At 55.7% G+C, this 23,894-nt stretch carries 22 protein-coding genes and 1 pseudogene; 6 read left to right on the top strand and 17 right to left on the bottom strand.

From position 1 onward, the window contains the following. Positions 1-363 precede the first annotated feature (363 nt). Together GNZ13_RS09010 and GNZ13_RS09005 are read right to left on the bottom strand one after the other, a co-directional pair. Positions 364-675 (bottom strand): helix-turn-helix domain-containing protein, encoded by a 312-nt coding sequence (locus GNZ13_RS09010; protein ID WP_172162431.1) that lies wholly within the window; start codon positions 673-675, stop codon positions 364-366. Next, a complete protein-coding gene (locus tag GNZ13_RS09005) occupies positions 672-1,196 on the bottom strand; it encodes a type II toxin-antitoxin system RelE/ParE family toxin (protein WP_236001889.1) in 525 nt (174 codons plus the stop codon). Before GNZ13_RS09005 ends, GNZ13_RS09010 begins: the two co-directional genes overlap by 4 nt. A 127-nt stretch (positions 1,197-1,323) precedes the next feature. Here GNZ13_RS09005 and GNZ13_RS09000 point away from each other — a divergent pair, with 127 nt between their 5' ends. The 5 genes and pseudogenes from GNZ13_RS09000 to GNZ13_RS08980 all read left to right on the top strand — a co-directional run bounded on the left by GNZ13_RS09000 (position 1,324) and on the right by GNZ13_RS08980 (position 6,635). Further along, positions 1,324-2,556: a tyrosine-type recombinase/integrase gene (locus GNZ13_RS09000; RefSeq protein ID WP_172162428.1), complete on the top strand. Its 1,233-nt coding sequence runs from the start codon at positions 1,324-1,326 to the stop codon at positions 2,554-2,556. An 18-nt stretch (positions 2,557-2,574) separates the two neighbouring features. Then, entirely contained in the window at positions 2,575-3,366 is a 792-nt protein-coding gene (locus GNZ13_RS08995) for a hypothetical protein (RefSeq protein ID WP_172162426.1), read from the top strand. Between the two features lie 105 nt (positions 3,367-3,471). Next, complete coding sequence (locus tag GNZ13_RS08990; RefSeq protein ID WP_172162424.1) at positions 3,472-4,497, top strand: IS30 family transposase; 1,026 nt, start codon at positions 3,472-3,474, stop codon at positions 4,495-4,497. Between the two features lie 147 nt (positions 4,498-4,644). Beyond that, a pseudogene (locus GNZ13_RS54180) lies at positions 4,645-4,966 on the top strand (transposase domain-containing protein); the annotation flags it as partial. 787 nt (positions 4,967-5,753) lie between these two features. After that, on the top strand, positions 5,754-6,635 hold the full coding sequence (locus GNZ13_RS08980; RefSeq protein ID WP_172162422.1) for an alpha/beta fold hydrolase: 882 nt from the start codon (positions 5,754-5,756) through the stop codon (positions 6,633-6,635). A gap of 384 nt (positions 6,636-7,019) precedes the next feature. Here GNZ13_RS08980 and GNZ13_RS08975 read toward each other — a convergent pair whose 3' ends face one another. The 11 genes from GNZ13_RS08975 to GNZ13_RS08925 all read right to left on the bottom strand — a co-directional run bounded on the left by GNZ13_RS08975 (position 7,020) and on the right by GNZ13_RS08925 (position 18,574). Beyond that, positions 7,020-7,907, bottom strand: a complete 888-nt coding sequence (locus GNZ13_RS08975) for a LysR substrate-binding domain-containing protein (protein ID WP_172162702.1) — start codon at positions 7,905-7,907, stop codon at positions 7,020-7,022. A gap of 631 nt (positions 7,908-8,538) precedes the next feature. After that, positions 8,539-10,185: a cation/acetate symporter ActP gene (gene actP, locus GNZ13_RS08970; protein WP_172162420.1), complete on the bottom strand. Its 1,647-nt coding sequence runs from the start codon at positions 10,183-10,185 to the stop codon at positions 8,539-8,541. A gap of 24 nt (positions 10,186-10,209) precedes the next feature. Beyond that, positions 10,210-10,500 (bottom strand): DUF485 domain-containing protein, encoded by a 291-nt coding sequence (locus GNZ13_RS08965; RefSeq protein WP_172162418.1) that lies wholly within the window; start codon positions 10,498-10,500, stop codon positions 10,210-10,212. Between the two features lie 188 nt (positions 10,501-10,688). Next, on the bottom strand, positions 10,689-10,892 hold the full coding sequence (locus tag GNZ13_RS08960; RefSeq protein ID WP_172162416.1) for a tautomerase family protein: 204 nt from the start codon (positions 10,890-10,892) through the stop codon (positions 10,689-10,691). An 18-nt stretch (positions 10,893-10,910) separates the two neighbouring features. After that, positions 10,911-11,141 (bottom strand): tautomerase family protein, encoded by a 231-nt coding sequence (locus tag GNZ13_RS08955; protein ID WP_172162414.1) that lies wholly within the window; start codon positions 11,139-11,141, stop codon positions 10,911-10,913. Positions 11,142-11,167: 26 nt separating this feature from the next. Then, positions 11,168-12,577: an MmgE/PrpD family protein gene (locus tag GNZ13_RS08950; RefSeq protein WP_172162412.1), complete on the bottom strand. Its 1,410-nt coding sequence runs from the start codon at positions 12,575-12,577 to the stop codon at positions 11,168-11,170. 647 nt (positions 12,578-13,224) lie between these two features. Further along, on the bottom strand, positions 13,225-13,884 hold the full coding sequence (locus GNZ13_RS08945; protein WP_172162410.1) for an MOSC domain-containing protein: 660 nt from the start codon (positions 13,882-13,884) through the stop codon (positions 13,225-13,227). A gap of 79 nt (positions 13,885-13,963) precedes the next feature. After that, entirely contained in the window at positions 13,964-14,980 is a 1,017-nt protein-coding gene (locus tag GNZ13_RS08940) for an NAD(P)H-dependent flavin oxidoreductase (protein WP_216674766.1), read from the bottom strand. 170 nt (positions 14,981-15,150) lie between these two features. Next, on the bottom strand, positions 15,151-16,068 hold the full coding sequence (locus GNZ13_RS08935) for a LysR family transcriptional regulator (RefSeq protein ID WP_172162408.1): 918 nt from the start codon (positions 16,066-16,068) through the stop codon (positions 15,151-15,153). Positions 16,069-16,254: 186 nt separating this feature from the next. Beyond that, complete coding sequence (locus GNZ13_RS08930) at positions 16,255-16,887, bottom strand: DsbA family protein (protein ID WP_172162406.1); 633 nt, start codon at positions 16,885-16,887, stop codon at positions 16,255-16,257. A 175-nt stretch (positions 16,888-17,062) separates the two neighbouring features. After that, on the bottom strand, positions 17,063-18,574 hold the full coding sequence (locus GNZ13_RS08925) for a CoA-acylating methylmalonate-semialdehyde dehydrogenase (protein WP_172162696.1): 1,512 nt from the start codon (positions 18,572-18,574) through the stop codon (positions 17,063-17,065). A gap of 106 nt (positions 18,575-18,680) precedes the next feature. On the opposite strand from GNZ13_RS08925, the gene GNZ13_RS08920 reads away from it, so the two are divergent. After that, positions 18,681-19,622, top strand: coding sequence for a LysR family transcriptional regulator (locus tag GNZ13_RS08920; protein WP_172162693.1), 942 nt, complete (start codon positions 18,681-18,683; stop codon positions 19,620-19,622). A 20-nt stretch (positions 19,623-19,642) separates the two neighbouring features. Here GNZ13_RS08920 and GNZ13_RS08915 read toward each other — a convergent pair whose 3' ends face one another. The 4 genes from GNZ13_RS08915 to GNZ13_RS08900 all read right to left on the bottom strand — a co-directional run bounded on the left by GNZ13_RS08915 (position 19,643) and on the right by GNZ13_RS08900 (position 23,817). Continuing rightward, positions 19,643-20,485 (bottom strand): oxidoreductase, encoded by an 843-nt coding sequence (locus GNZ13_RS08915; RefSeq protein WP_172162404.1) that lies wholly within the window; start codon positions 20,483-20,485, stop codon positions 19,643-19,645. Between the two features lie 158 nt (positions 20,486-20,643). Beyond that, the gene (locus GNZ13_RS08910; RefSeq protein WP_172162402.1) at positions 20,644-21,045 is read right to left on the bottom strand and encodes a VOC family protein; all 402 of its coding nucleotides are present in this window, start codon (positions 21,043-21,045) and stop codon (positions 20,644-20,646) included. A 426-nt stretch (positions 21,046-21,471) separates the two neighbouring features. Further along, a complete protein-coding gene (locus GNZ13_RS08905; protein ID WP_172162690.1) occupies positions 21,472-22,725 on the bottom strand; it encodes an MFS transporter in 1,254 nt (417 codons plus the stop codon). Between the two features lie 207 nt (positions 22,726-22,932). After that, positions 22,933-23,817: a LysR substrate-binding domain-containing protein gene (locus tag GNZ13_RS08900; protein WP_172162400.1), complete on the bottom strand. Its 885-nt coding sequence runs from the start codon at positions 23,815-23,817 to the stop codon at positions 22,933-22,935. Positions 23,818-23,894 lie beyond the last annotated feature (77 nt).

The raw sequence follows: 23,894 nt of genomic DNA, 5'->3' as shown, positions 1-23,894 counted from the left end.
AGAAATTTTCCTGACAAATAATCATCAACTTATTTTCTAATTGCTTTCAATGCGTGCATCTACTGCAAGTGAATTCGTCCAAGCGAACGAGAAAATACACGCCGATTATGTAAATGACATAAATTCAGGTATCCGCTACGCCAGATTGACCTGGTAGTCAGCCGTTGCGGTCATGGCCGGCGCATTCGTCAAACTGACCGATCACGCCTGGGTACGGAAGGCGCACATGCCCTCAGCGGTGCGCCAGGTGACGTAATATGAAGTCCGAAGTCACCCGCGGGTTCGACAACACTGGAGAGCAGATGAAGACGCCCGGACTCGTCAGGTTCACCGACTATAAAAAAACCGCCCGAAGGCGGCTTCTCAAAGTGTTTCGAGCATTGTCAACGTATCTGGATATTTCTCAACCAGTTTGATCAAGACAGCAGCCTGAGCGTTAGGTTTTGCCTTCCCTTGTTCCCAGTTCTGGTAGGTACGTTGATTGACTCGAAGCCGGCGCGCCATCACCGCTTGCGATGCGTGCACGGCCTCCCGCACCGTCTTTATCTCTTCAGCGGAGACCTGTACGACGTCAGGTATTTCGACATCGACTTTGCGCAGAGTTACCTTGCCTTCGCGTTCAGCAGCAAGCTCAGCCATGCCTTCCTTCAACTCGGCAAACAGATTCCTTTTCATCTCACACTCCTTTGCGCTATTTCCCCTTGGAGCATTTCGGCAAATGTCTTGCGCTCAGCGCTCGACAGATCCGACATTTCATCCTTGTCGTAGAGCGTGAACGTCCAAAACTGGGTGCCTCCGACCCAGTAGTAGTAGATCACCCGCAGACCGCCACGCTTCCCCTTATTCCGACGCTTATCGGCGAAGCGCAACTTCCTCAAACCACCCGCCCCTTTGATCACATCACCCATTTCCGGGTTGGCAAGCATGTCTTCTTGAAGAAGTCGATACTCGTCATCCGTCAGGTAGTCAGCACGATATTTCTGGAATGAGGACAGCTCGACAAATGTTGCTCGCATTTTTGAAATGTACGCTAGTTGCGTATAGTGCGCAAGATGCGCGGAGGGCGCAGCACGTATCAGCTCCGCCCAAAGGAACGGTTCTTTTCGTGGGTAGAAACGAAAACAGGCCCCGAAGGGCCTGTTTTCTAAATTTGGCGGAAAGGGTGTCCGCCATTTTTCAGTATCAATAGAGATCACAAAGTCTCATTGAACACGCACCAGACAAGACGTTCACGGTTTTTCTTGCGCTAATCCGATTCAACCAATATCATCAAATTACACAATTTATGGCGGGTACGATGATGGGTTTACCGGAGCAGCAAAAATGCCGAAGGTAGCGAAAGAGCTGGGCGCGCTCGCCGTGTCGAAACTGAAAGATCCCGGAATGCATCCAGTCGGCAAAGTCGCGGGCCTATACCTTCAGGTTGTAAGCCCCACTTCGCGGTCCTGGATCTTGCGGGTCAAGGTTGGTGATCGCCGCCGCGAGATCGGACTCGGCCCCTACCCCGCGGTCTCTCTGAAAGACGCCCATACCAAGGCCCAAGCTGAGCGTGACAAGATCCGCTCTGGTGTTGACCCAATACTTGAGCGGCGCGAAGCCGATAGCCGTCTGCGAGCCAGCCAAACTCTTGAAATGACGTTCGCCGATGCCGCCCAGAAGTTCATGGCAGCAAAATCGTCTGAATGGGCGAACCCGAAGCACGGCGATCAGTGGCGCAGCACGTTAGAGACGTATGCCTATCCGTTCATCGGACGACTCTACGTGCGCCACATTGGGCGCGAGCATGTGACAGAGGTACTCGAGCCGATCTGGCTGACTAAGAACGAAACCGCCTCCCGCCTGCGTGGCCGCATCGAGGCGATTCTCAACTGGTGCAAGGTGAAGGGCTACCGCTCTGGCGAAAACCCAGCGTCCTGGCGCGGCAATCTCGAGAACCTGTTATCGAAACCATCCAAGGTTCAAAAGGTGCGGAATCACCCCGCCCTGCCGTTTTCCGAGATGGGTAATTTCATGCCGCAGCTTCGCGCGATCGAATCGAACACCGCGCGGTGCATGGAATTTGCCATTCTGACAGCAGCACGCTCCGGCGAGGCCAGAGGAGCCCGCTGGGCTGAGATCGATTGGGATAGTAGAGTGTGGCGCGTCCCCGCTGAGCGGATGAAGGCGAAGAAGGAACACCGTGTGCCGCTTTCGGATGCTGCTTTTAGGTTGCTCCAGGCGATGCCTCGCACGCCCGATGTCGTCTTCCCCAGCCCACGAGGCAAAGTTCTCAGCGACATGACTTTGCTGATGATGGTCCGACGCCTGGGCGTCGACGCCGTACCACATGGCTTTCGCAGCACATTCCGTGACTGGGCGGGCGAACGAACGAACTATCCGCGCGAGTTGGCTGAGGTTGCTCTGGCGCACGTGAAGGGCGACGCCACCGAAGCTGCTTACTGGCGCGGCGACGTCTTGGAGAAACGCCGGCGCATGATGGATGACTGGGCGCAATTCATCACACAACCTTATGGAGGCTCCACTGTTATCGCTCTTCAACGACAAGCGACGGTGTAATTGATGGGCGAGACTAATATGACAAAAATTCCCGATGACATTGTCGAATGGCTCGAATCGACCCAGCCGAGGCAACGCGATCGCTCCTATCTGACATGCGTGGAGCAGTACCAGAAAAACACGAAAATCGAGTTTGGGAGTCCCCGATATTACCGTTTCCGAAAGATCAAGGACTCCTTGTGGTTCTATGATGGTCAGATGCATAAGGCTCGGATGCTGGAACAAAGTATTGACCCCGGTGTTGCGGGGGCTTGGGCGGACATACGGGCCGCCCTGCGCCCGCCACTCAAGATGGTCGAGTTCTTCCTAAGTCTTCCGGAAGACCTGAGCCGAGACCCCCATCAAAGGGCGTTCGGCCGCTCGCGGCCTCTCGACGTGAAGGCTGCCCGAAAAAAGCAGCAGCAGTACAGAACTGCAGCTGAAACGCTTCGCGAACTGATCGATGATGAGCGTGCATGTGGCGGCATGCTGCTTGCCGCACAGATCAATGACGACGCGCGCGAACATGTCATTCCTGTCAGCGTCGCTTTGGACGACCTTCGAATCGTCCTCCCGCATTTGATTCAGATGCTTGCGAAAGTTGATCCTGGCGATCAACTGCCCAGTGCGCAACCCGGGGCGGGTGATGTCAACCGTCAAAACTACCGCGCGCTAGTGGCGGAATCTTGTGTTCGGTATTTTGACAGTGTGCCGTATACGGCTGTTGCCATAGTCGCCAATGCCATTGCTGGCGAATGTGAGGACGATGAAGATGCAGTGACCGTCGAGGGCTTGCGCAAGCTAGTCGAACGTCGGCGGACAAAATCATAAATAAATGCGGGCCTGTTTGTCCGCGAATAAAACTATATAGAAATTCAATATCGCACGGCGCGATCAAATTTGAAGTGCAACACCTTCCTCGTGTAAGGTGCGCACATGCAAAAAAGAAGAACGTATCAACAGCTTCAGCCTGAAGAGCGCATGACCATTGCAAGCATGAAGCAGCAGGGTTCGAGTGTTCGGGCCATGGCCCGAACACTCGGGCGCCCGGCATCAACTGTGAGCCGCGAGCTGACCAGAAACACGTGTTCTGCCGTGGGCTATGCGTCTGCGCCAGCGCAGGCGCTCAGCACGAGCCGACGCGAGGCTGCGCGCCCATGTCCCAAGCTGCACCCTCAAAGCGTGTCGTGGCGCGTCGTACTCACCCTGCTGGAATGGAAGTGGTCGCCCCAGCAGATCTCAGGTACCCTCAAGCGCATGTGGCCCAACGATCCGACCCAGCACGTCTCGCACGAGACCATCTACACCGCCATCTATGCGCAGCCACGCGGTGAGCTGCGCCGCCAACTGATCGCCTGTCTGCGCCACGGCCACAGCACGCGTATGTCACGCAAGCGGGGCACTGACCGGCGCGGCCAGATCCCCGACATGGTGAGCATCCATGTGCGCCCGCCTGAGGTCGACGACCGGGTGATGCCAGGCCATTGGGAAGGCGACTTTATCAAGGGCGCCGGCAACCAGTCTTCCGTCGGCGTGCTGGTTGAGCGCAGCAGTCGCCTGGTGCTGCTGGCGAAGATGGAAGACGCCACCGCCGCCTCGGCACTGGCGGGCTTCACTGCCAAACTGAATTCGATCGCCGCCCCACTGCGCCAGAGCTTCACCTACGACCAGGGTAAGGAAATGACCCGGCATCAGGAGCTCAGCGCCGCCACCGGCGTGCGCGTGTACTTCTGCGATCCGCACAGCCCGTGGCAACGCGGCACCTGCGAGAACACCAACGGGCTGCTGCGTCAGTACTTGCCCAAAGGCACCGACCTCTCGATCTACAGCCAGGACGAACTCGATGCCATTGCCGACAGCCTCAACAGCCGACCGCGTGCTACCCATGCATTTCATTCGCCATTCGAGGTGTTCGAACGTATGCTCGCAACCGCTTCGATAACATCAGCTTCCGTTCATTAACCCCCTGTTGCGCTTCACTCTTGAAACCGCCTGACTAAAGGCTACTGAAACGAATAGGCACCGGCGTTGGTCAGAAAGTAAGCGCCCGGGGAAGGCATCTTGACGGCGTCGGGTACGCAGGCGAGGATCGTGTCCATCTAAATTTGTCTGGTCGATGGGCACCTACCCATCGATAACAATTGGCTGGAAAAGCAGATTCGTCCCTAGGCCCTGGAACGCTCTTATCGTCAGTTTGCAGTTATCGAAGGTTCGCTGGAAGTGTATCGAGTGAACAACCGACGATCGATGCCGGAGCCCTGTATTTGCGGGACAACGCGCCGCCGCGATCATGAGCCTGATTCGTAGCGCGCAGCTCAACGGTCACGACCCGTACGTCTACCCGAAAGACGTCCTTACCCGATTGCCAACTCATCGGGCCGACCACATCGCCCAATTACTGCCGCATCACTGGCGGCCGCTCCCCGCCTGAACAGGCAATACCGCGCCTTCGCCGGACGCTTACCAACATTGTTGCGCAGATGGAAAAAGAATAACTAACCTGTTCACTTGTTGTCGTCACGTCACCCGGATAGGATAACCGCAAGAACTTTGCAAATATTGTTACTAGACCGCGGACAGATTCGTTGGCGACCCTAACCCAACTCAAACCGTTGTCGAGCATACGTTCAAGTGTTAATCGCGCAGCGGTACCCTAATCAACATCGCCGGCAGGGTACCGTGGGTCCCTTTTCTGGCAGACATCGCCAGGAGAGCATGACCGATCCACGCTCGTTTTTAGGGGAAGTACGATCCGTTGTTCAACGGTCGCTGAGGTTGCAGCCTGTTAGCGGGATTTGTCGAAATCTGAGACTCATGTTCTCAATGCAGGCCATTTTGCATTGAATGAGAATCCTGATGTGGTAGCTGCACTTGTGCGCAGGTTCGTCGGGCGATTGATATGTGTTCCCATGGAGTAAAACTGGATCAGAGTCGAACTGGGTCTGATGGTCGCGCCCCGGCGGATCCTCATCGATGTGCCGTCATTCGAGTTGCCGTCGCTGTTTGTCCAGGAGAGGTTGACGGTGTCCCGTTGCCTAATTCATAAGGCAGTTATTATCGCTCGCAAACAGCAATACTACTAAAGCGACAAAACTAGCCGTGACTCAATCGCCGACGTCAAACTGCATTTTTACGTTGTTAGGATGACTAACCTGGTGGTTCGCTGCCGCGTAGCGAGCCGCCACCTCCCCAACTAGAAGCAAACCTGGAGTATACAGATGAGCGAGCATGTCCATGTAGATGGGGTTTATCCCTTCCCGGCTGTGATGCAGACGCGGACGATCGAAACCAACGGTACATCCATCCATGTGCGGGTCGGCGGTCATGGTCCAGCGGTCGTCATGCTGCACGGCTTCGGCACAACGGGCGACATGTGGGGTCATCTGGCGAGCGCACTCATCGAAGACCACATGGTTGTCGCGCCCGACCTGCGTGGGTTGGGCCTCTCGTCGAAGCCTGATGGCGGCTACGACAAGAAGAATCAGGCGGTGGACGTGGTGGGCGTCCTGGACGCCCTGGGTGTGCGTGCGGCCGAATTGGTGACGCACGACATCGGCATCATGGTCGGCTTCGCAGTTGCCGCCACCCACCCCGAGCGAGTGAGCCGATGGGTGGCGATCGATGCGCCGCTACCCGGCGTCGGCCCCTGGGATCAGATCACACAGGATCCGGCCATGTGGCACTTTGGCTTCGGTGGTCAGGACATGGAGCGCCTAGTCGCCGGCCGCGAGCGCATCTATCTCGACCGCTTCTGGAACGAACTTTCCCGGGACCGGAAGCGGTTTGATGAAGCGAATCGCCAGCATTATGCGGCGCTCTATGCGCAACCCGGCGCAATGCGAGCGGGCTTTGCCCAGTTCCTGGCGTTCAGCCAGGATGCGGTCGACAACAGGACGTTCCTTGCGCAGGGCAAGCTTCAGATGCCGGTCTTGGCCTTGGGTGGCGAATCTACATTCGGCCCTATGATCGGCGCGGTGATGCGGTGTGTCGCCGATAACGTCGAAGATGTGATCATCCCGGATTGCGGGCACTGGATCACGGAAGAGCAGCCACAGGCGACGACAGACCTGGTCGTCGACTTCCTGCATCGCCGTTCGTGAGTTAGCTAGCGTCACGTAGTGCGGCGCCGCGCGACTGGGTCCAGCCGGCGCCGCAGCCCCTCGACTAGCAATGGATTTGCCGTGACTTCTGGCCGCTCCAGGCGGGAAGCAGCACGCCAACGGCGATCCGACGAAAAAGCACCTTCGCTGCTAACAGTGAGTTAGCTGCCAAAGAAAGAGCAACAGGAAAGAGAGCGTCAAAGACGACAGACGGCGAAGCACTATTCACATCGGAATAGATGCACTACGCTGTCCGGGGGTAGGTCAAATTCAGATGAAAACCGTAGGTAGGAATTCGGTAGAAATCAATACGTCATGCCTTCCATCAAACGGTTTGAATCGCGAACCACTACGGCCCGACGTAGCGTTGCTCTTGTACACCGCCTATGCGGCGGCCATCATCGGCCCGAGCTGAGACCGCGCCACGTCAACGAAAGCCAGCATGGCACTCGAGACATAAGCATCATGCCGTCGGATAAACAGCGTTTCGACGTGCGCCTTTTCTGGCGATATCGTGTGGATATTGACGAGATCCTGTTCCGCTGCCGCCGAGACCACACCTCGCGGCAATAGCGTGATACCGATACCAGCAGCAACGCACGCTATGATCGCATCCATTGAGCCAAATTCCAGGGGTGCGGCCGTGAGCACCCCCATTTCAGCAAGCAATGCGTCGAGCCGCTGACGGTACGAGCAACCCAAACGGAAGACAATTGTTTTGAGGTCCTGCACCGATTTGATCAGCTCGAGCGAGCGCATGGTACGCGGCGTAACTAGAACCAACTCCTCATGAAAGACTGTTTCAGTATGAAGGTCCGGATGGTCCAGCGGACCTGCTATAAATGCCCCATCGAGCCGACATTCCGCAACATCGGCAGTGAGACTGCAACTCGTGCCGGTCGTCAGCGAAAGTCGAACCTGCGGATACATTCGAGCGAAATTACTTAATATTGGAGAGAGCCTAAGCGCCGCCGTCGTCTCGAGCGTTCCGAGCGTGAGAGTGCCGCCCGGCGCGCCGTCATCCAGCGCAGCTATCTTGGCATCCGTAATTAGCTTCGCGATACGCGCGGCATACGGGAGCAGGCGCTGCCCCGCAGGAGTCATGCTCACGCCGCGCACATGCCGCTGAAAGAGAACGACTCCGACCTCCCGCTCCAGAGCTCGAATTCGCGCTGTCACATTCGACTGAACAGTATTTAGCTCGGTAGCTGCCCGGTTCATACTCCCATGACGAGCTACGGCTTCGAAGACCTTGAGGTCGGCAACGTCCATGCTTTGCACCTCTATGAAATAGTCACAACCTTGATAAAGCTTTCGTTGTCCGACCAGCAACCTATCAATGCCAGCGATTCGATAATTTAGATCTATTTTTACGCTTTTACGGCGTAGCTCATTGAAAATGGATGCAGACTTTCGGCAACTATCGAAGTCAGCCAAAACTGCACCACTATCCAGCCCCAAGGGGGCAACAAAATCAGGAGGGACAGCCGCCCCGCCAACTGTGCAACGGCTTGAGCAGCGCTGTGAACTTGTCTTCCATCGTACACCAAAGCGAAATTGAACATCCAACGGAAACAATACCCCATTTGCCATTTTCGCAAACGCAAGCGCTGTTGCAGAAATAGAGTAGGGTTGTAGCCAGGTTCAGCATGTTGCCGAACCTGATGGATTGTCCGCTTCTGCCCGACGCGAGAACGCAGGAAAGACTCAACAAGCCAAAAGTCAGACGTTTTGCATTTACCGCAAAGGCGCAGCGTAAACTGGCAAAGCGGATCTCGTTGATCCGCCCTCGAGCTGAACACACGCTATGCCGCTTTGTTTCGCGACGGAACACCGGGTTGACTGGCCCGCAAGTTCAACCACCTAACGGCGACACGATTTCTGCGTGCCGCCGCTCCTGAATCTAGTGGCTAACCGGTCCCGCGAATACCGGACGCTCTTGTAGAGTCGCACTCCGCGCACGGTCAGTATCCGCCTGTTTGCTACGGTCCAGCACGGATACCAGCCAGCACGTCATAAACGCGAGCGGCATAGTGACTATGGTCGGTGGATCGATCGAGAAAAGTGGCTTCGCATGCCCCATAACATGCACCCAGACGGCCGGGCCTGCGACGGTCAGCAATACGGCGGAGACCAACCCAACAGTTCCTCCCGCAACGGCTCCAAACGTGGTCAATCGCTTCCAATAAAGGGCAAGTAGTAACACTGGGAAAGTTGAGCTACAGGCGACCGAGAACGTGAGCCCAAGCATGTAAGCAACGTTCTGTGTCCTGAATGCAATGCCCAATACCACCGCGATTACCCCAAGCACCAAAGTCGATATCCTCGATACTCGCACTTCATTGGCTTGACTTGCGGTACCTTTGCGGAACACACAGGCGTAAAGGTCATGCGAAACCGCCGAAGAACCGGCGAGTGTCAAACCCGACACAACGGCAAGGATGGTAGCAAATGCAACTGCCGAGATAAACCCCAGCAACGCGTTTCCCCCTACCGCCTTTGCAAGATGGACGGCAACCATATTTATCCCGCCGAGCGGTTTGCCCGCGGCATCCAGGAAGTCTGGATTAGAGGCAACCAGAGCGATAGATCCGAACCCGATGACAAACACCAGTGCAAAGAATATGTTCATAAATACACTGGCCCAAAATACCGAACCGCGTGCAGCCCGTGCGTCAGGAACCGTGAAGAAGCGCATGAGAATATGCGGCAAGCCTGAGGTACCAAACATCACCGCGAGACCCAACGAAAATCCCGATACAGGATCCTTGACCAGAAATTGAGGGCTAAGGATCGCACTGCCCTTTGGATGAATCTCTACTGCACGTCGCAACAATTCGGCGAAGCTGAAGTCGAAATTTCGCAAGACCAGAAAGCTCATCACAGTTGTGCCAAGCAGCAGCAACGTCGCCTTCACGATCTGCACCCAAGTCGTGGCGACCATGCCTCCGAAGGCCACATAAAACATCATGAGAGCGCCCACAAGAATTTCGGCATAGATGTAGTCAAGGCCAAACAGCAGCTTGATCAACTGCCCTGCCCCCACCATCTGCGCGATGAGATATAGCGAAACAATACATAACGATGCGCAGGCCGAGAAGATACGAATCGGTTTCTCGCCAAGACGCACGGAAACCGCATCTGCGACTGTATATTTACCGAGTTTTCGCAGCCTCGTTGCCAGCAGAAATACAACAATTGGCATCCCTGTCGCATATCCAACCGCATAGACAAGACCATCAAAGCCGCTACTGAACACCAAAGCTGTCAGGCCAAGAAATGCACCGGCCGACATGAAGTCACCCGCGATTGCAAGACCATTCTGAAATGCGGTTATCTCGCCTCCAGCCGCGTAGAAATCGTCCGTCGACTTTGTTCGCTTCGCGGCCCAGTAGGTAATAGCCAGTGTCGCTAGAACGAAGGAAAGAAAAAACACTATTGCTACGCCGTTCCTGCTACCCACACCGCTTCCAGCAGCAAAGGATTCGGTACTCACAACGCACGCGGACGCTGACAGCGCGAGCAAAACGCCACATCGAAGAATAGTCATAATCGGCCACCAGTTAATTAACGGTTAACGTTCAGCTGAATCGATACGAAAATTTCGCGAATCGGCTGCGTTTTCGACCAGGACATACAACCCGATAAGCAGCACGCTAGCGATCAGAATCATTATTCCGTACAGGAACGCAACCGTAATCTCCGACCCATCTACCACTGGCGAAGCGAGCGTTGCCGGCGACACGACGGCAAGTGTAATGAACCCAAAAAACATCAATACTTCGACGAGCGTCAGAAATATTGCCAGCCCTACCCTCTCACGTCCGGCATCGACACCGTCGACCACCATCTTTGCTCCGTTCATCTCTCCTCCACATTACTTTGTACTACGTATTATATATATCGAAAAACTTACCTCTCATCAGGCCTGACATAGACAAGCCTATGGCTTCGCCAAATCTTCCATCGTTGTTGGATGTATCTGAACGCTGGCCGCCGGACGCGACGCCCGGCGGAACTCCGAACAAGACCTTAACGCTCAGTTTCGTGCGGCTACCCCGTGGACTTCTTGAAGTCCTCTCCGTTGATCCGACTGGAAATACTGATATTTTCAGCGGGGTGTTCGTGCAAGATCACATTAATGATCTTCGGATCCGATCCGATCGAGTCGTGCGTGACCTGGATGATGTCCCTAATGAGTTGTTCACGTCGTTCTTGCGTAAGACCGCTCTTGATATGGCATTCGATGAAGGGCACGATATTTCTCCGGCAGTTCTATTTAAGACGTTCAATAAGTTCTTTGTCGTTCGCCGCACCCTCGACATACTCCGGAAGATGCTCACCATGCTCGACGAAATTAATTCCACGTCCTTCGCGAATCACGAAAAAAATGTCGTTCTTCGTTTCACCTGTCGCGGCACTGACCACCCGGAGTAAGCCGGCAGCAAGCAGCCGCTTCTGTTCGTCGGTCCGACCGAAACGCATGTCACAAGAAATGAGTGCCATATATATCTCCTAAAGATCGCCATGGATTATTGAATCCCCGGATGCGTCACCGGAAATCGTGGCTCTGGACTTACCTTCACCAAGAGGTTCATCAACTCTTCAATCGAGTGTTGATCCAGCTTCGAGACCAGATCGATGATCTGGTCTCGAAGCTCCTGGTCCGCGTATTGTTCGCTCAACCAGTTGAATTTTTCGACGGTACGTTCCCACGTGAACGGGTTATCCAGTCCACCTTCGAAGCCGACATGCTCAGTAGCCAGAACACGACCATCCTTGCATTTGATCGTCATGCGCGTGTTCAGCGCGCGCGGGTATTGCGCCGAGAATTCGGCATCGGCCTTCACAGTCACTTTCTTGAGCAATGCCTGTGCATCGGGAGCCTGTACACGCTCAGGTTCGAGCTGGGCCGGGCCAACCTGATCATCTAGCAACGCAGCTGCAATCAGATACTTGAGGTTGTAGTCCGCCTGCTCTTTAGTCTGCGGGTTATCCTTTGGGCCAAAGCTGCCGCCGCCGGCAATGTCGAATCCGGTCTGAAAGATGTCACATTGGACTTCATCCACGTCATCGCTCGTCAAACCATGCTTGCGCTTTAACGCGAGCGTAGCCTCGAGGACGGGCTGACCATGAATGAGCGAGCAGTATTTCTTCATGACCGTCTGGTGAACGACCTCGAGCTGCTGGTCTGCCCAATCAACTTCGAGCGGTTGATCAAACATTCTCACCAGACCATTAGGTCCCTCGAAAAGTCGGAGAGGACCTGTAAATCCACGTTTGGCAAGAGATGCTGAATAGACGGCTCTCATACCTGTGATACCGGGCGAGAAGCCCTTCCACTGTGAAACCGGTTCGGAATGTACACACGTCAGCGAAATGTTGTCGATCGTTGCAATTGCAATCGCGTTTGCGATCTGATCGGCATCGAGACCGAACAGCTTTCCCGACCCTGCCGCGGCGGACACAGCCAACTGGATAGCGTGATTGAACCCTTTGGCCATAACTGGAACGATCGCCGTAATGCGGCAGCCAATTTCATAGGATATTGCCAACGCCAGCATGAACTCCTCGCCACTCGCGGACGCATGTTCAGCAGCTGCCAGAATGGCCCCGAAGTTATCGCTCGGGTGACAGAGTCCGCCGGGGGACATGTAGCTATCCAGCAGGTCGACATACCGGACCAAACCGGAGTTGTACAACGCGGCTTGATCGGGCGAAGTCTTACCACCTCCGATCAATGAACACGTCCCCGAGCCACGGTACTCATCGAACTGATCTCGAAGCGCCTTGAACGGCTTACCTGGCAGCGCTGCTATTGCGCAACCCAGGCTGTCAAGAATATTCCGCTTGAAAATTGCCCTTGCGCCAGGCGTAAGATGCTCCGCGCGCGCGTCGTATGCAAAACGGCCGATACGCTGAACAGTCGTAGGTGTACTCATTTGAAGTCTATTCCTCAAAAAATTCTGGATCGCCTCGAACGGCAATCCAATTGACGATTCGCGTTCGCTTCTTCAAATGACGCGCTCCGCCTTTCGCCCGCACCATTAGAGCCGCCGGGCCCTGATTCCCCTTCGCTGCCTAACGACTTTGTCCCTTCAGCAGCGACTCCGATACTTGTTATTTCCCACCGACGTCGAGTTCCGATGTGACATGGCGGTCAGTTATCAATCCAATAATACAAACTCGCACCGTTTGAACTGAATATCAAGCGAAGGTATTACATACGGTTATCTATCTCAGAGATAGCCCCGCCACTCCAGAACCCTGGCCAATCCGGCTGCTGCGCCAGCGGAGCCGTTCATGAGATACCGCTTACGTACTTTGTGGTCTGCGCTGTTTCTCAACGGTCAACAATTTCCCGGATTATTTCGCCGCCGGGATCGAGAGATCTACCTCGGTCGCAATCACAACCTCTCACCGCTCTGGCGGTTTAGGCGCGCAACGCCCACCGAAACCTTCCGATTCAATCGACTGATCAGTTGCGCACGGGTATTTCGCGTTGGCTCGACGCGGCAGAGATACACGATTCATCCACGAAGCCTCATGAGCGGAGGCCACGCGGGACGACGCAGATGCAACGTCCGCCTTATGGTTCCCGCCGTGCACGGCTGCGCCGCAGGCCCAGCATCGCACTTATTGACTCCTGCCGACGACCGGGAATCACTTGAATCAGCGAACCTGCTGAAATAAAACCAGTTTTGGATACGCTTAAATAGACGCCGGAGTACCCGCTCATCATCATATGTTTGGCAGCGCGTACATATCCCATCACAGCGTTAAACTTGTAGCAGGGATTTCGGGGCGACTCGACGCGAAACTCGACGTCACCCATCACTATTCTGTCCCCAACCCAGAGCTGGGCTTCAAGCAGGCCACACGTCGTCAAGTTCTCTCCCACCGCGGCAAACGACAGTGGGTCGTCCGCACCCACAACGCCTGCTTCGAGCCGGCGCTCGCGCCACCATTCGTAGTGTTCGACCGGATACATATACACAGCCTTCTCAAGGCCTCCATGCACACTAAGGTCTACTTGCTCATCGCCGACCAGGCCTAGCCTGCGAACCTCGATACCAGTCTGGTTGCGAAGTATGCTGACAGGGGTTTTGCGTATTCCGGAGTTAACCACCATTCCTGGCGAGGTATTACTTACATCCAATGGGGCACTCGAACCCACGCTAACCGCGAGTAGCCGGGCGGCGATTGAATCCGTCGTTTCCGTGGTTGCATGCGCTAGCTGCTGTTGCATAGCCATTTCCGTATTGCGCTACGTCCCGTGCCACCGATCAGTCTCATTGAGTACGGTGGCGACTGCACTCCAGTAGCGACTACGCTGTAGATGTCACCGTACGATTTTTCGCGTAAAGCGAGTAGCCAAGTATCGCGTCCATTTCCCTAACGATATTTCCGACTATCAATTTGGCCGGCGACACCTCGTGGATCAAGGCAGCAGATTCGCCTGCGATCACGGCAGCGGTGTCGTAGTCGTGATTTTCACGCGCGCTTGAATACTTCGTTCGCTCCGCATGCAGATGTCGAAACAGTTCGCGCTCACGCCCAACCCACTTTTCGGAGAACTCGTTTCGCAGCACCCGGCCCGTGTACGGTGCCGGCCAAACGTTATCGCGCGCTATGTCAAACAGAATCCCACGGATGGTTTGCTCGCCGCCTGTACACTCAACAATCCGCCGTTTGGCATCGTCGTGCCCAATCGCTTCCTCGCTTGCGTACATTCGGGTTCCCAATACGATACCCGAGGCGCCAAGCGCTAGAGAAGCTGCAAAGCCTCTGCCGTCGGCAATGCCCCCAGCGGCAACCACCGGCACCTTTTCACCCACTGCGTCGACGACAGCTGGTACCAGTGAGATCGTGCCGCAGGCAACTCCATGGCCGCCGCCTTCGGCACCTTGAGCGACGATGATGTCCGCACCCTGGCTAACCGCCTCACGTGCCATCGCAACAGTCTGGACCTGGCAAATCGCGAGAATTCCTGCCCTCTTCGTTCGCTCGATGTGTTTGCTTGCGTCACCGAACGAAAACATGATTGCGGCTGGTGAATGTTCAATGCAGACATCAATAAGACGCGGCTGCCTGGATAGACTCCATGTAATAAACCCCACCCCGATCCGAGCCCCATGTGCCGCGGCAAACTGCTCCCGCAGCCACATCTCGTCGCCGTACCCACCACCTATTATTCCGAACCCGCCAGCGTCAGTGACCTCTGCAGCAAGCCTGCCGCCGGCCACCAGGTCCATCGGCGCAAGCAGTATCGGATGATCGACGCCAAGTATCGCTTTAAGTTGCTCGTATCGCTCAAACACTTTCGTCTCCTCGCTGTTCCTCAACGAATCTGTATCGCCCGCATTCGAAGGTGTAATTCTGCTACTCAGATCGCAGCATCTGAAACGATTTGTTTTGATACCAGCGATCTCTCAATCAGATAGGGTAAAGTGAATTGGCACGAATGTTGGCCATTGGGATGAAATAAACTCGAAATCCACGCGAAGCGTGTTGATCAGTCGTTGATTCCTCCGGGCCGGGAGTACGTCGAGGCCTGAAGAAATTGAAGCAGTTCTTTGTAAGCGCTGCTCTTGTAGTTCGATTGGGCAATCAGGTACGTATCGATCGTGGCGATTTTCTGCGCGCAAATATCCATCGGAACACGCTGCAAATTTAGAATCGACCTCGGGCAGAGTGCGAAACACGAACCCGCGGCAACGCTAGCCAGAATGGCATGATACGAAACAAGCTCCATGACCTTCCAGTCACCGCCCGCCTCGAAACTGGTGATGCCCAACCATTGTTCGAGTACGTTCCGATAGGCGCAACCCTTGGAAAAGGCGGCCAGCGTCTTGAGCCTGAGGTCCGTAGGCTTGCTTACCGTTGGATGGTTGGGCGGCAGTATGAGCAACAGATCTTCCCGGTATGCGCGCGTTGCGAGTAATCCGCGCGCGGCGAACTTTGGCCGCGGGTCACGCGTGCCCAGAAAACTACTATCAGCAACAAAACCGCAGTCGAGTTGTCCTCTCTCCACATCTTCGACAAGTGAACGCGACGTACCGATCGAAATCTCCAACTCCACCTGCGGCCACCTGCTATGGTACTTCGAGAGCAGGGCCGGAAGGCGCGCGGCTGCGATGCTTTCCATAGCGCCAATGCTCAATCGTCCGGGCTGCTGTTCCGGATTCATTGCAAGTCTCGCCTCTTCTGCGAGGTACAGGAGTCGTTGCGCATAGTCCAGCATTGTTCGGCCACTTGGTGTCAAGCTCATCCGCTTTCCACTTCTTGAAAAAAGCTGGACCTGCAGTTCCTCTTCAAGCTGTTGTACTCGCATCGTTACATTTGACTGAACACGGGCCAAATGGCGAGCCGCCCGGGTCACACTTTGCTCGGTGGCGACGGCACAAAATATTTCCAACGATGAGAAATTCATTTCGCCCCCAGTTTGATTCTCGCTCGGGAATACAACTATCACGAGTGTTCAGTTTGGGCGAACATACCGTCAACCGGTGGACGGGAAAAACACTCTTTACACAGGGGCAAGATTTTCAGAATCGGTCTTGAATCGTCGCGCTGGCCCTGAACCCAAGTCACGTCCTCTTCGCCAACGGGGACTCAGTTAGTCGACGAGACCCTCAAGCGTTTGTTGAACCTCGGCCGCGCGCATGTATCCCGAACCCAGCCGTCCACGCTTGCCGTTCCACTCGACGAACAGCGTCGGGAATCCCGAAACACCCAGTTTCTGCGTAAGAGCGAAATCCGCCGCGGCTGCCTGTATCGCTTCGTCCGAAGACCAAAGCTCAAAAAACTCCTCCACAGCGACACTGAATCCACTTTGCCGAAGCGCTGCCGCACCGATCTCTGCCAACACCATCCCATCTGTCGTATCGAGGCCGTCCACGTAAAACGCCCGCTGAAACGCACGAAAGATTTTCAACAGATTTGCCGAGGGTTGCATCATACGAGCGGTCACCACCGCACGACATACCGGCTCGGTATCGTACACAAAGTTCTTCCTTGCCAGCAGCGCCTCGCGATTAAACTCTGCACCACTCATCTGTTCGACACGCGACCAGTGCGTCAGACGAAACTGCTTGCCTGCTTCGTCCAGAACCTGTTTTGAACCAGCAGCCAGGCCGCCCATCACGATCTGCACATCGAGCTCAGGCATATTTTCGACAATTGAAGCCATTTCCTTGCTGAATCCATAGCACCACGAGCACATCGGATCGCCTACAAATATAAGCTTCATCCTGTCATTTCCTCTTCGAACATTTACGGCACGCAATAACAGCGCGAATCTATATCAAGGTGCCAAATGCAGACCGGACGTCTGGTTCATTGCCCGGCCGCGGCTCCACACAGTCGAAGATCAGGCGCCGCATCGTGCTGCGCGCGACGCTCGATCACTCGTCGAACCAGCTTGCTTACTTCGCTGTGGGCATTGCAAATTCAGCGCCCTTTTCCGTGCTTTCCGGCCAGCGTTGCATAATCGACTTCTGCTTCGTATAGAAGCGAACACCTTCTTCGCCATATGCATGCGTGTCACCGAACAGGCTGCGCTTCCAACCACCGAAACCATGCCAGGCCATCGGGACCGGAATAGGGACGTTGATTCCGACCATACCTACTTCGATGCGTCGTCCGAATTCGCGAGCGATGTGCCCGTCCCGCGTGTAGCACGCCACACCATTGCCAAACTCATGAGCATTGATCAAATCGACCGCTTCCGAGAAGTCCTTCACACGGACGCAGGCAAGCACGGGCCCAAAGATTTCTTCCTTGTAAATTCTCATCTCCGGCGTGACGTTGTCGAACAGCGTACCGCCTGTGAAGAAACCGCCCTCAAAGCCGTCTACCTTAAGGCCGCGACCGTCAACAACCAGCTTTGCACCTTCGTCGATGCCAATCGCGATGTACCCCTCGATGCGTTCGAGCGCCTGTTGCGTAACGATAGGCCCCATTTCCGCGTCGGGTTCCATGCCATTCTTTACAACGAGATTGCGCGCACGCTCGGCAAGCTTTGGAATAATTTTGTCAGCAACATCGCCTACGAGAACAGCAACCGAAATAGCCATGCAACGCTCGCCAGCGGAGCCGTACCCGGCGCCAACCAGCGCCTCGACAGCTTGATCGATGTCGGCATCGGGCATCACTACCATATGATTTTTTGCCCCACCCAGCGCCTGCACGCGCTTGCCGTTCTTTGCACCAGTCTCGTAAATGTAGTTGGCGATTGGCGTCGATCCAACAAAGCTCACCGCTTTCACATCCGGATGCGCCAGCAACGCATCGACAGCGACCTTGTCACCCTGAACCACGTTGAAAATGCCATCGGGCAGGTTGGCCTCCTTCATCAGCCTTGCCATGAGCAGCGACGCCGACGGGTCCCGCTCGCTTGGCTTCAGAATGAATGCGTTGCCCGCCGCAATCGCAACAGGGAACATCCAGCAAGGCACCATGCACGGGAAGTTGAACGGCGTAATGCCTGCGACAACGCCGAGCGCCTGACGCATTGTCCAGTTGTCCATGCCAGTTGAAACCTGCTCCGTGTAGTCCCCCTTAAGCAGTTGCGGAATGCCGCAGGCGAATTCGATGACATCGATACCGCGCGCTACCTCGCCTTGAGCATCTGAGAAGACCTTTCCGTGTTCGGCTGTGATGATTGCAGCCAGCTCATCGCGATGTCTGTTCATCAACTCAAGAAACCGCAGCATGACGCGGGCCCGGCGGATCGGCGGCGTGTTGCTCCACTTCGGAAATGCAGCCTTGGCGCTTGCCACAGCGGCGCCTACATCTGCGATCTCGCCCAGCAGAAGTTTGCGTGGCCGTTCACCCGTGGCAGGATTGAAAATCGCCTGGGTACGCACTCCTGATCCACGTACTCGCTCGCCATGAATAAAATGGGTGACGTCGGCTGTGTCATTGAACGCTTGCATCTCGATTCCTTGGTTGATGGGTGGTGAATGAAGTTTAGGAGTCTCCATTGAGCTTGCAAAGACGCTAAGATTGAAATGATTGTTTTCAATGGTGAACAAAAAACATATGGACACGCAAAAGGTTGAAAGCCTTTGGACTCATTTGCACTGGCTGACGGTTCTTGCCGAACAAGGCACGTACACCGCAGCGGCCGCTCGCCTTGGAGTGAGCAAAGCCGCAATGAGCCAGCGCATCGCAGAACTGGAGCGAGCTGCGGGCGTCGCACTGGTGCAACGTACCACCCGCAGCGTACGACTCACCGAAGCCGGGCAACGGCTTGTCGACAACACTCGTCTGGAGTACGAGCACATTGCGACGAGTTTTGCGACGGTACGGGAGATGGCGGGCGTGGCGCGTGGGTTGATCCGGGTAACCGCACCGGTGGCGTTCACGCGGCAGCAGTTGGTGCCGAAAATGTCTGCGTTTCTGCGGGCAAATCCCGAAGTACGAGTACAACTTGAAGCGTCTGACCGCCTGACCTCGATCGCCACCGAGGGCTTCGATCTTGCCATCAGACATAGCGCCCAGGTTCCTGAGACTCATGTCGCATGGAAGCTGTGCAAGACGCAATCCGTGATCGTCGCGACATCCGCATACCTGGAGCGTCGAGGCCAGCCTGAATTGCCAACGGATCTCTCCGCTCACGATTGCTTGTTCTACCCTCGTGCTTTAGGATCTGGAATCTGGTCGTTCGAACGCAGAACAGCGCGACGGACGCACTCGGCTCCTCTGATGATCACGGTAAACGGCCCTCTTTCCGCTAACAATAGCGAAGCATTGAGAGACGCCGCCCTTGACGATCTGGGCATCGCGCTGCTGCCCGATTTCACTGCACAAGCAGCAATTCAATCAGGAAAACTCGTTGTTCTCCTGCCCGATTGGCGACCAATAGGCACTTTTGCCGAGCAACTCTATGTGGTTCGGCCATACACCCCGCACGTACCACGCGCTGTCGAACTGTTTGTCACCTATCTGAGGGCAACTTTCGCTGAAGGATTTCCTCCATAGCACCCCGCCCCGCTATGTCTTCACGAGAACCCAGTAGATTTCGAAACGGATTCCCAAGCGTCAATTTCGCGACTCAGTGCAGATATTTTGTCCCGGACCACGCTTAACGCATCATCGCCCAGCACGAGGTGAACCGGCGGGTCAACCTCGTCGATCAGGTCCAGCAGGACCTTCGCCGCCTTCACCGGATCCCCTGGCTGCTTCCCATCTTTCGCCATACGGGCGCGGCGGATCGGCGCAAACACTGGATCGTAGTCTTCGATGTTGTGCTCCGTGCGTACCATCGATCTGCCCGCCCAATCTGTTCGAAACGCGCCCGGTGCAACAGCCGTCACCTTGATACCGAAACTGCGCACTTCCTGTTCCAGGGATTCTGATATCCCTTCAAGTGCGAACTTGCTACCGCAGTAGTATGAGATACCGGGAAATGTAACTAGCCCCGCCATCGACGTGATATTGATGATGTGACCGGTGCGTCGGATTCGCATCGACGGGAGCACGGCTTTGATCATGGCGACTGCGCCGAATACGTTCACATCAAACTGACGACGCAGTTCCTCGAGCGGTGATTCCTCGAGGATTCCTTCATGACCGTATCCTGCACTATTCACGAGAACGTCGATCGCACCAACGCGCTCGACGACTTCCTTGATCGTCGCATTGATTGAATCGAAATCAGACACATCGAGGAGCACACCGTGAGCGTGGTGTGCATGCAATCCCTCAAACTCAGTTTTCGCAGGATCGCTTCTTACAGTACCAATCACAGTGTTGCCGGCTGCCAATGCTGCTTTCGCCAAAGCACGACCAAAACCGGAGCTCGCACCGGTAATCAAAAAAATCCGCTGGGCGGCTTTGCTCATGACCGAAACCTCGCTTTGGGTAATCTTCGAACTGGCGGCGCCAGCAGCTACTATGGTAAGAAATCGGGTGCCAGATACGATAAGTTCGTCTGCGTCAGGTGCTACCTGAACCACTTCATCTATGATTCAGCACAACTCAAGCAGGCTGAATTCGCAGATCAAAAATCGAACTCGAGTCTGATGCCGCCCGGCTCGTACACCATCGTGTGACGCTTGGGTCCTTCACCCATGTTCTCCGGTGCGAATTCAACCACTACCCCCGGCCATCCGGAGACCCGGGCGAAGATTGCGTCGAGAGCCTCTTTACTACCGACCCTCAGCGCGAGGTGATGTAGCCCTACATTCGTCTTGCGGTCGAACTCCACACAATTTTCCGGATCCTTGACCTCCCAGAGCGTCAGCGTGACGTGGCCGTCGGACACAAAAGCCGCCGGATAGTTGGGCCTCCCACCAACCTGGGTCCAGCCCAGGACATTGATGAAAAAGTCCCGGGTCACGCTCAGATTACGGACCGTCAGACCAACGTGGTCGATGCCAAGTGTTAGAGGTGCATCAGTCATTCCCAAGCTCTCCTTTTAAACTTAGACAATATTAGCCAACTCCGAAGCGGCCTCACGTGTACCGTATTGCTCGAGACAACCACGACTGCTCTGCAAGATGAGGCGGAAGAATTGTCATATCGAATTGGCCGTCATACAGATTCACCGCTTCTTCCTGAATGGAAACCATGAGGTTCACGTTGGGGCGATAGCGTGATCGTTCGACGCCAGTCGGGAGAAGGTTTAGCGACGGTTGCCATCATCGCGGATGTATCCTTCAAAAATCCGACGGCCCATACAACAACGTTCGTACGGTCGGATTATTGACGTATCACGTAGGAAGCAGCTTAACAATGTTTCCAGAACGCATAAGCGGTTTGTGACGATATGGGTATCGCGAAAATAGATACCCTTCGAGCCGAAGATCGATCAGCCACGACGTCACGCTCAGCGATTCTTTACCCAGCGGTCCAGCGCCGCACATCCGACCAGCAACGCACCGGTAACGAAGAAGACCGAGCGCATGCCTAAGTGAACGCCAATCAGGCCACCAATCAGCGGACCGACAACCTGCCCTGCGTACTGAGCCGACTGTAGGTAACCAAGCATCTTTCCAGACTCTCGTTCGTCAACTGCATGACGGACGAGCTTCGTAATTGCAGGAAGCAAGCCGGCGAGCGTCATGCCCATCAGACCCCGCAGCGCGGCAAGTGCCCACCAGTTCGTCACAAAAGCTTGCGGAATCATGATCAGCCCTGTGGCAACCAGGCAACCGATAATCACGTTCCATCCACCAATCCGGTCCGCCAGAGCCCCGAGCCGCGCAGCCGTCAGCATGCTGCCAAACGCCGAACACGCCATGACAATCCCGGCCACCGTCGTGAGCTGATGATATGGCACACCCAGTTGGGATATGTAGACGGTGATGATTGGCTCAATCGACATGTTCGCCAGCAAAACCATGGTCGCAGTAGCCAGCAGTGCGGCGATTGCGCTGTAGTTTCTGGCGTGCGCGACAGCACCTGTCTGAACCTTGCTGGCCTGACGCCTGGGCGGTGGGGTGAAGTCTTCCTTGACCAGTACAACGGTCAGAATGGCCGCGACGGAAATCATCGCGCCGGCGGCGAAAAATGTACCTCGGATTCCAATCAGGTTTGGCAGCAGTCCACCAATGAGCGGCCCAACCAGACTCCCGGCGAGAACCCCCGTCGACAGAACCCCTAACGCCCAGCCGGAGCGCTCCTGCGGGGCCTGAGTGCCAATCATCACGATTGACGCAGACGCGTACCCTCCGACGAGACCCGCCGCGAAGCGCAGTGTCACCAGTTCGTAGATGTTGTGCGCCAGTCCGATGGTAGACATGACCACGGCCATGCCGACTGCAGCCCGGATCAACATGGGTTTGCGTCCAAACCGGTCAGCCAGTCGCCCCCAGATTGGAGCGGTCAACGCTGTTCCAAGGAACGTTACGCCAAACGCTACTCCGGACCATTGCACCACCGCTGAACTTGAGGTTACGCCCAATTGCTGAACGTACAGCGGCAGAAACGGCAACAACATGCTCAGGCTGACAAGTGTCGTGAACGACCCGAATACACAGACGATGAGGTTTCTTCGCCAGTACAATGCATTGCGTGCGGCGTACGTAGCCCTCTCGACCGACGGAGAGGATGCAGGAAGTGCGTTTGCGGAATCGTCCATCGCGGCTAACCGTGAGACCTGTATTAACTTGGACCGAGTATAGAGTCCGAGCGGCTCCAAACGGATGCCGCTTTATTCCCTCTATGGAAAAGGTATCTTGCCTTCCGGTTTTGGGAATTGAACTTGAAAGATAGTTTCCTGCCGGTAAAGCGAATTGCCCATGGGGCAATGACTTACCCACTTGGAGGCGAGATCGGACGTTGTCCGCTATGCCGCCGCCATCAAAGGCCCGAACTCCGCGCGCGAGACTTCGACGAAAGCGCGCATCGCGCTCGAAATGTAAGCGTCATGCCGTCGGACGAAAAGCGTCTCGACACGTGCTTTCTCAGGCGAGATCTCATGGATGGCAATGATGTCCTGCTGCTCCGCTGCCGCGACCACGCCCCGCGGCAGCAACGTGATCCCGATACCGGCCGCCACACACGCTATGATTGCGTCCAGCGAGCCGAACTCGAGCGTCGTCGCGAGAATCCCCCTCTCCACAAGCAGCGCTTCCAACTGCTGCCGATACGAGCACCCCACGCGGAACACAATCGTCTTCAGGTGCGGGATTGACGTCAAAGACTCCAGCGAGTGTATGGTGCGAGGAGTCACCAGCACCAGCTCTTCACGGAAAATAGTCTCGGTGTGAAGCTCCGGGTGGTCAAGCGGACCTGCTATGAACGCCCCATCCAGACGACATTCCGCGACATCCACCGCGAGGCTTCGGCTTGTTCCAGTTGTCAGCGACAGTCTGACCTGCGGATACGTCCGCGCGAAGTTGCTTACTATCGGCGAGAGCCGCAGCGCCGCTGCGGTTTCCATGGTTCCCAGCACCAGGGAACCACGCGGCGGACCGTCGTCCATGGCCGCCACGCGGGCGTCTGCAACGAGCTTGGCAATTCGCGCCGCGTACGGAAGCATGCGCTGACCCGCGGGGGTCATGCTCACACCTCGGACATGCCGCTGAAAGAGCGCAACACCAACTTCTCGTTCCAGTGAACGGATCCTGGCCGTTACGTTGGACTGAACAGTATGCAACTCTACGGCCGCCCTGTTCATGCTCCCGTGGCGAGCGACCGCTTCAAATGCCTTGAGATCCGCAACATCCATAACACTGTCCTATCAAAAAAGCGCCTGTTTCAGCGGTAACCGGATTGCGAACGCTTGTTGCAGGATCGTTCGTCCGA

Origin of the sequence: Paraburkholderia elongata (genome assembly GCF_013177735.1) — a bacterium.
Lineage (GTDB): Bacteria > Pseudomonadota > Gammaproteobacteria > Burkholderiales > Burkholderiaceae > Paraburkholderia > Paraburkholderia elongata.
This window is presented reverse-complemented; position numbering and strand designations above follow the sequence as displayed.

What these genes read in the sequence shown, in the direction of transcription:
- GNZ13_RS08925 (WP_172162696.1), bottom strand. Translation starts at nt 18,574, where the DNA reads ATGCAAGCGTTCAATGACACAGCCGACGTCACCCATTTTATTCATGGC.
- GNZ13_RS08910 (WP_172162402.1), bottom strand. Translation starts at nt 21,045, where the DNA reads ATGACTGATGCACCTCTAACACTTGGCATCGACCACGTTGGTCTGACG.
- GNZ13_RS08980 (WP_172162422.1), top strand. Translation starts at nt 5,754, where the DNA reads ATGAGCGAGCATGTCCATGTAGATGGGGTTTATCCCTTCCCGGCTGTG.
- GNZ13_RS08935 (WP_172162408.1), bottom strand. Translation starts at nt 16,068, where the DNA reads ATGAATTTCTCATCGTTGGAAATATTTTGTGCCGTCGCCACCGAGCAA.
- actP (WP_172162420.1), bottom strand. Translation starts at nt 10,185, where the DNA reads ATGACTATTCTTCGATGTGGCGTTTTGCTCGCGCTGTCAGCGTCCGCG.
- GNZ13_RS08915 (WP_172162404.1), bottom strand. Translation starts at nt 20,485, where the DNA reads ATGAGCAAAGCCGCCCAGCGGATTTTTTTGATTACCGGTGCGAGCTCC.
- GNZ13_RS08945 (WP_172162410.1), bottom strand. Translation starts at nt 13,884, where the DNA reads ATGCAACAGCAGCTAGCGCATGCAACCACGGAAACGACGGATTCAATC.
- GNZ13_RS08965 (WP_172162418.1), bottom strand. Translation starts at nt 10,500, where the DNA reads ATGAACGGAGCAAAGATGGTGGTCGACGGTGTCGATGCCGGACGTGAG.
- GNZ13_RS09000 (WP_172162428.1), top strand. Translation starts at nt 1,324, where the DNA reads ATGCCGAAGGTAGCGAAAGAGCTGGGCGCGCTCGCCGTGTCGAAACTG.
- GNZ13_RS08950 (WP_172162412.1), bottom strand. Translation starts at nt 12,577, where the DNA reads ATGAGTACACCTACGACTGTTCAGCGTATCGGCCGTTTTGCATACGAC.
- GNZ13_RS08990 (WP_172162424.1), top strand. Translation starts at nt 3,472, where the DNA reads ATGCAAAAAAGAAGAACGTATCAACAGCTTCAGCCTGAAGAGCGCATG.
- GNZ13_RS08905 (WP_172162690.1), bottom strand. Translation starts at nt 22,725, where the DNA reads ATGGACGATTCCGCAAACGCACTTCCTGCATCCTCTCCGTCGGTCGAG.
- GNZ13_RS08930 (WP_172162406.1), bottom strand. Translation starts at nt 16,887, where the DNA reads ATGAAGCTTATATTTGTAGGCGATCCGATGTGCTCGTGGTGCTATGGA.
- GNZ13_RS08955 (WP_172162414.1), bottom strand. Translation starts at nt 11,141, where the DNA reads ATGGCACTCATTTCTTGTGACATGCGTTTCGGTCGGACCGACGAACAG.
- GNZ13_RS08975 (WP_172162702.1), bottom strand. Translation starts at nt 7,907, where the DNA reads ATGGACGTTGCCGACCTCAAGGTCTTCGAAGCCGTAGCTCGTCATGGG.
- GNZ13_RS08900 (WP_172162400.1), bottom strand. Translation starts at nt 23,817, where the DNA reads ATGGATGTTGCGGATCTCAAGGCATTTGAAGCGGTCGCTCGCCACGGG.
- GNZ13_RS09010 (WP_172162431.1), bottom strand. Translation starts at nt 675, where the DNA reads ATGAAAAGGAATCTGTTTGCCGAGTTGAAGGAAGGCATGGCTGAGCTT.
- GNZ13_RS08995 (WP_172162426.1), top strand. Translation starts at nt 2,575, where the DNA reads ATGACAAAAATTCCCGATGACATTGTCGAATGGCTCGAATCGACCCAG.
- GNZ13_RS08920 (WP_172162693.1), top strand. Translation starts at nt 18,681, where the DNA reads ATGGACACGCAAAAGGTTGAAAGCCTTTGGACTCATTTGCACTGGCTG.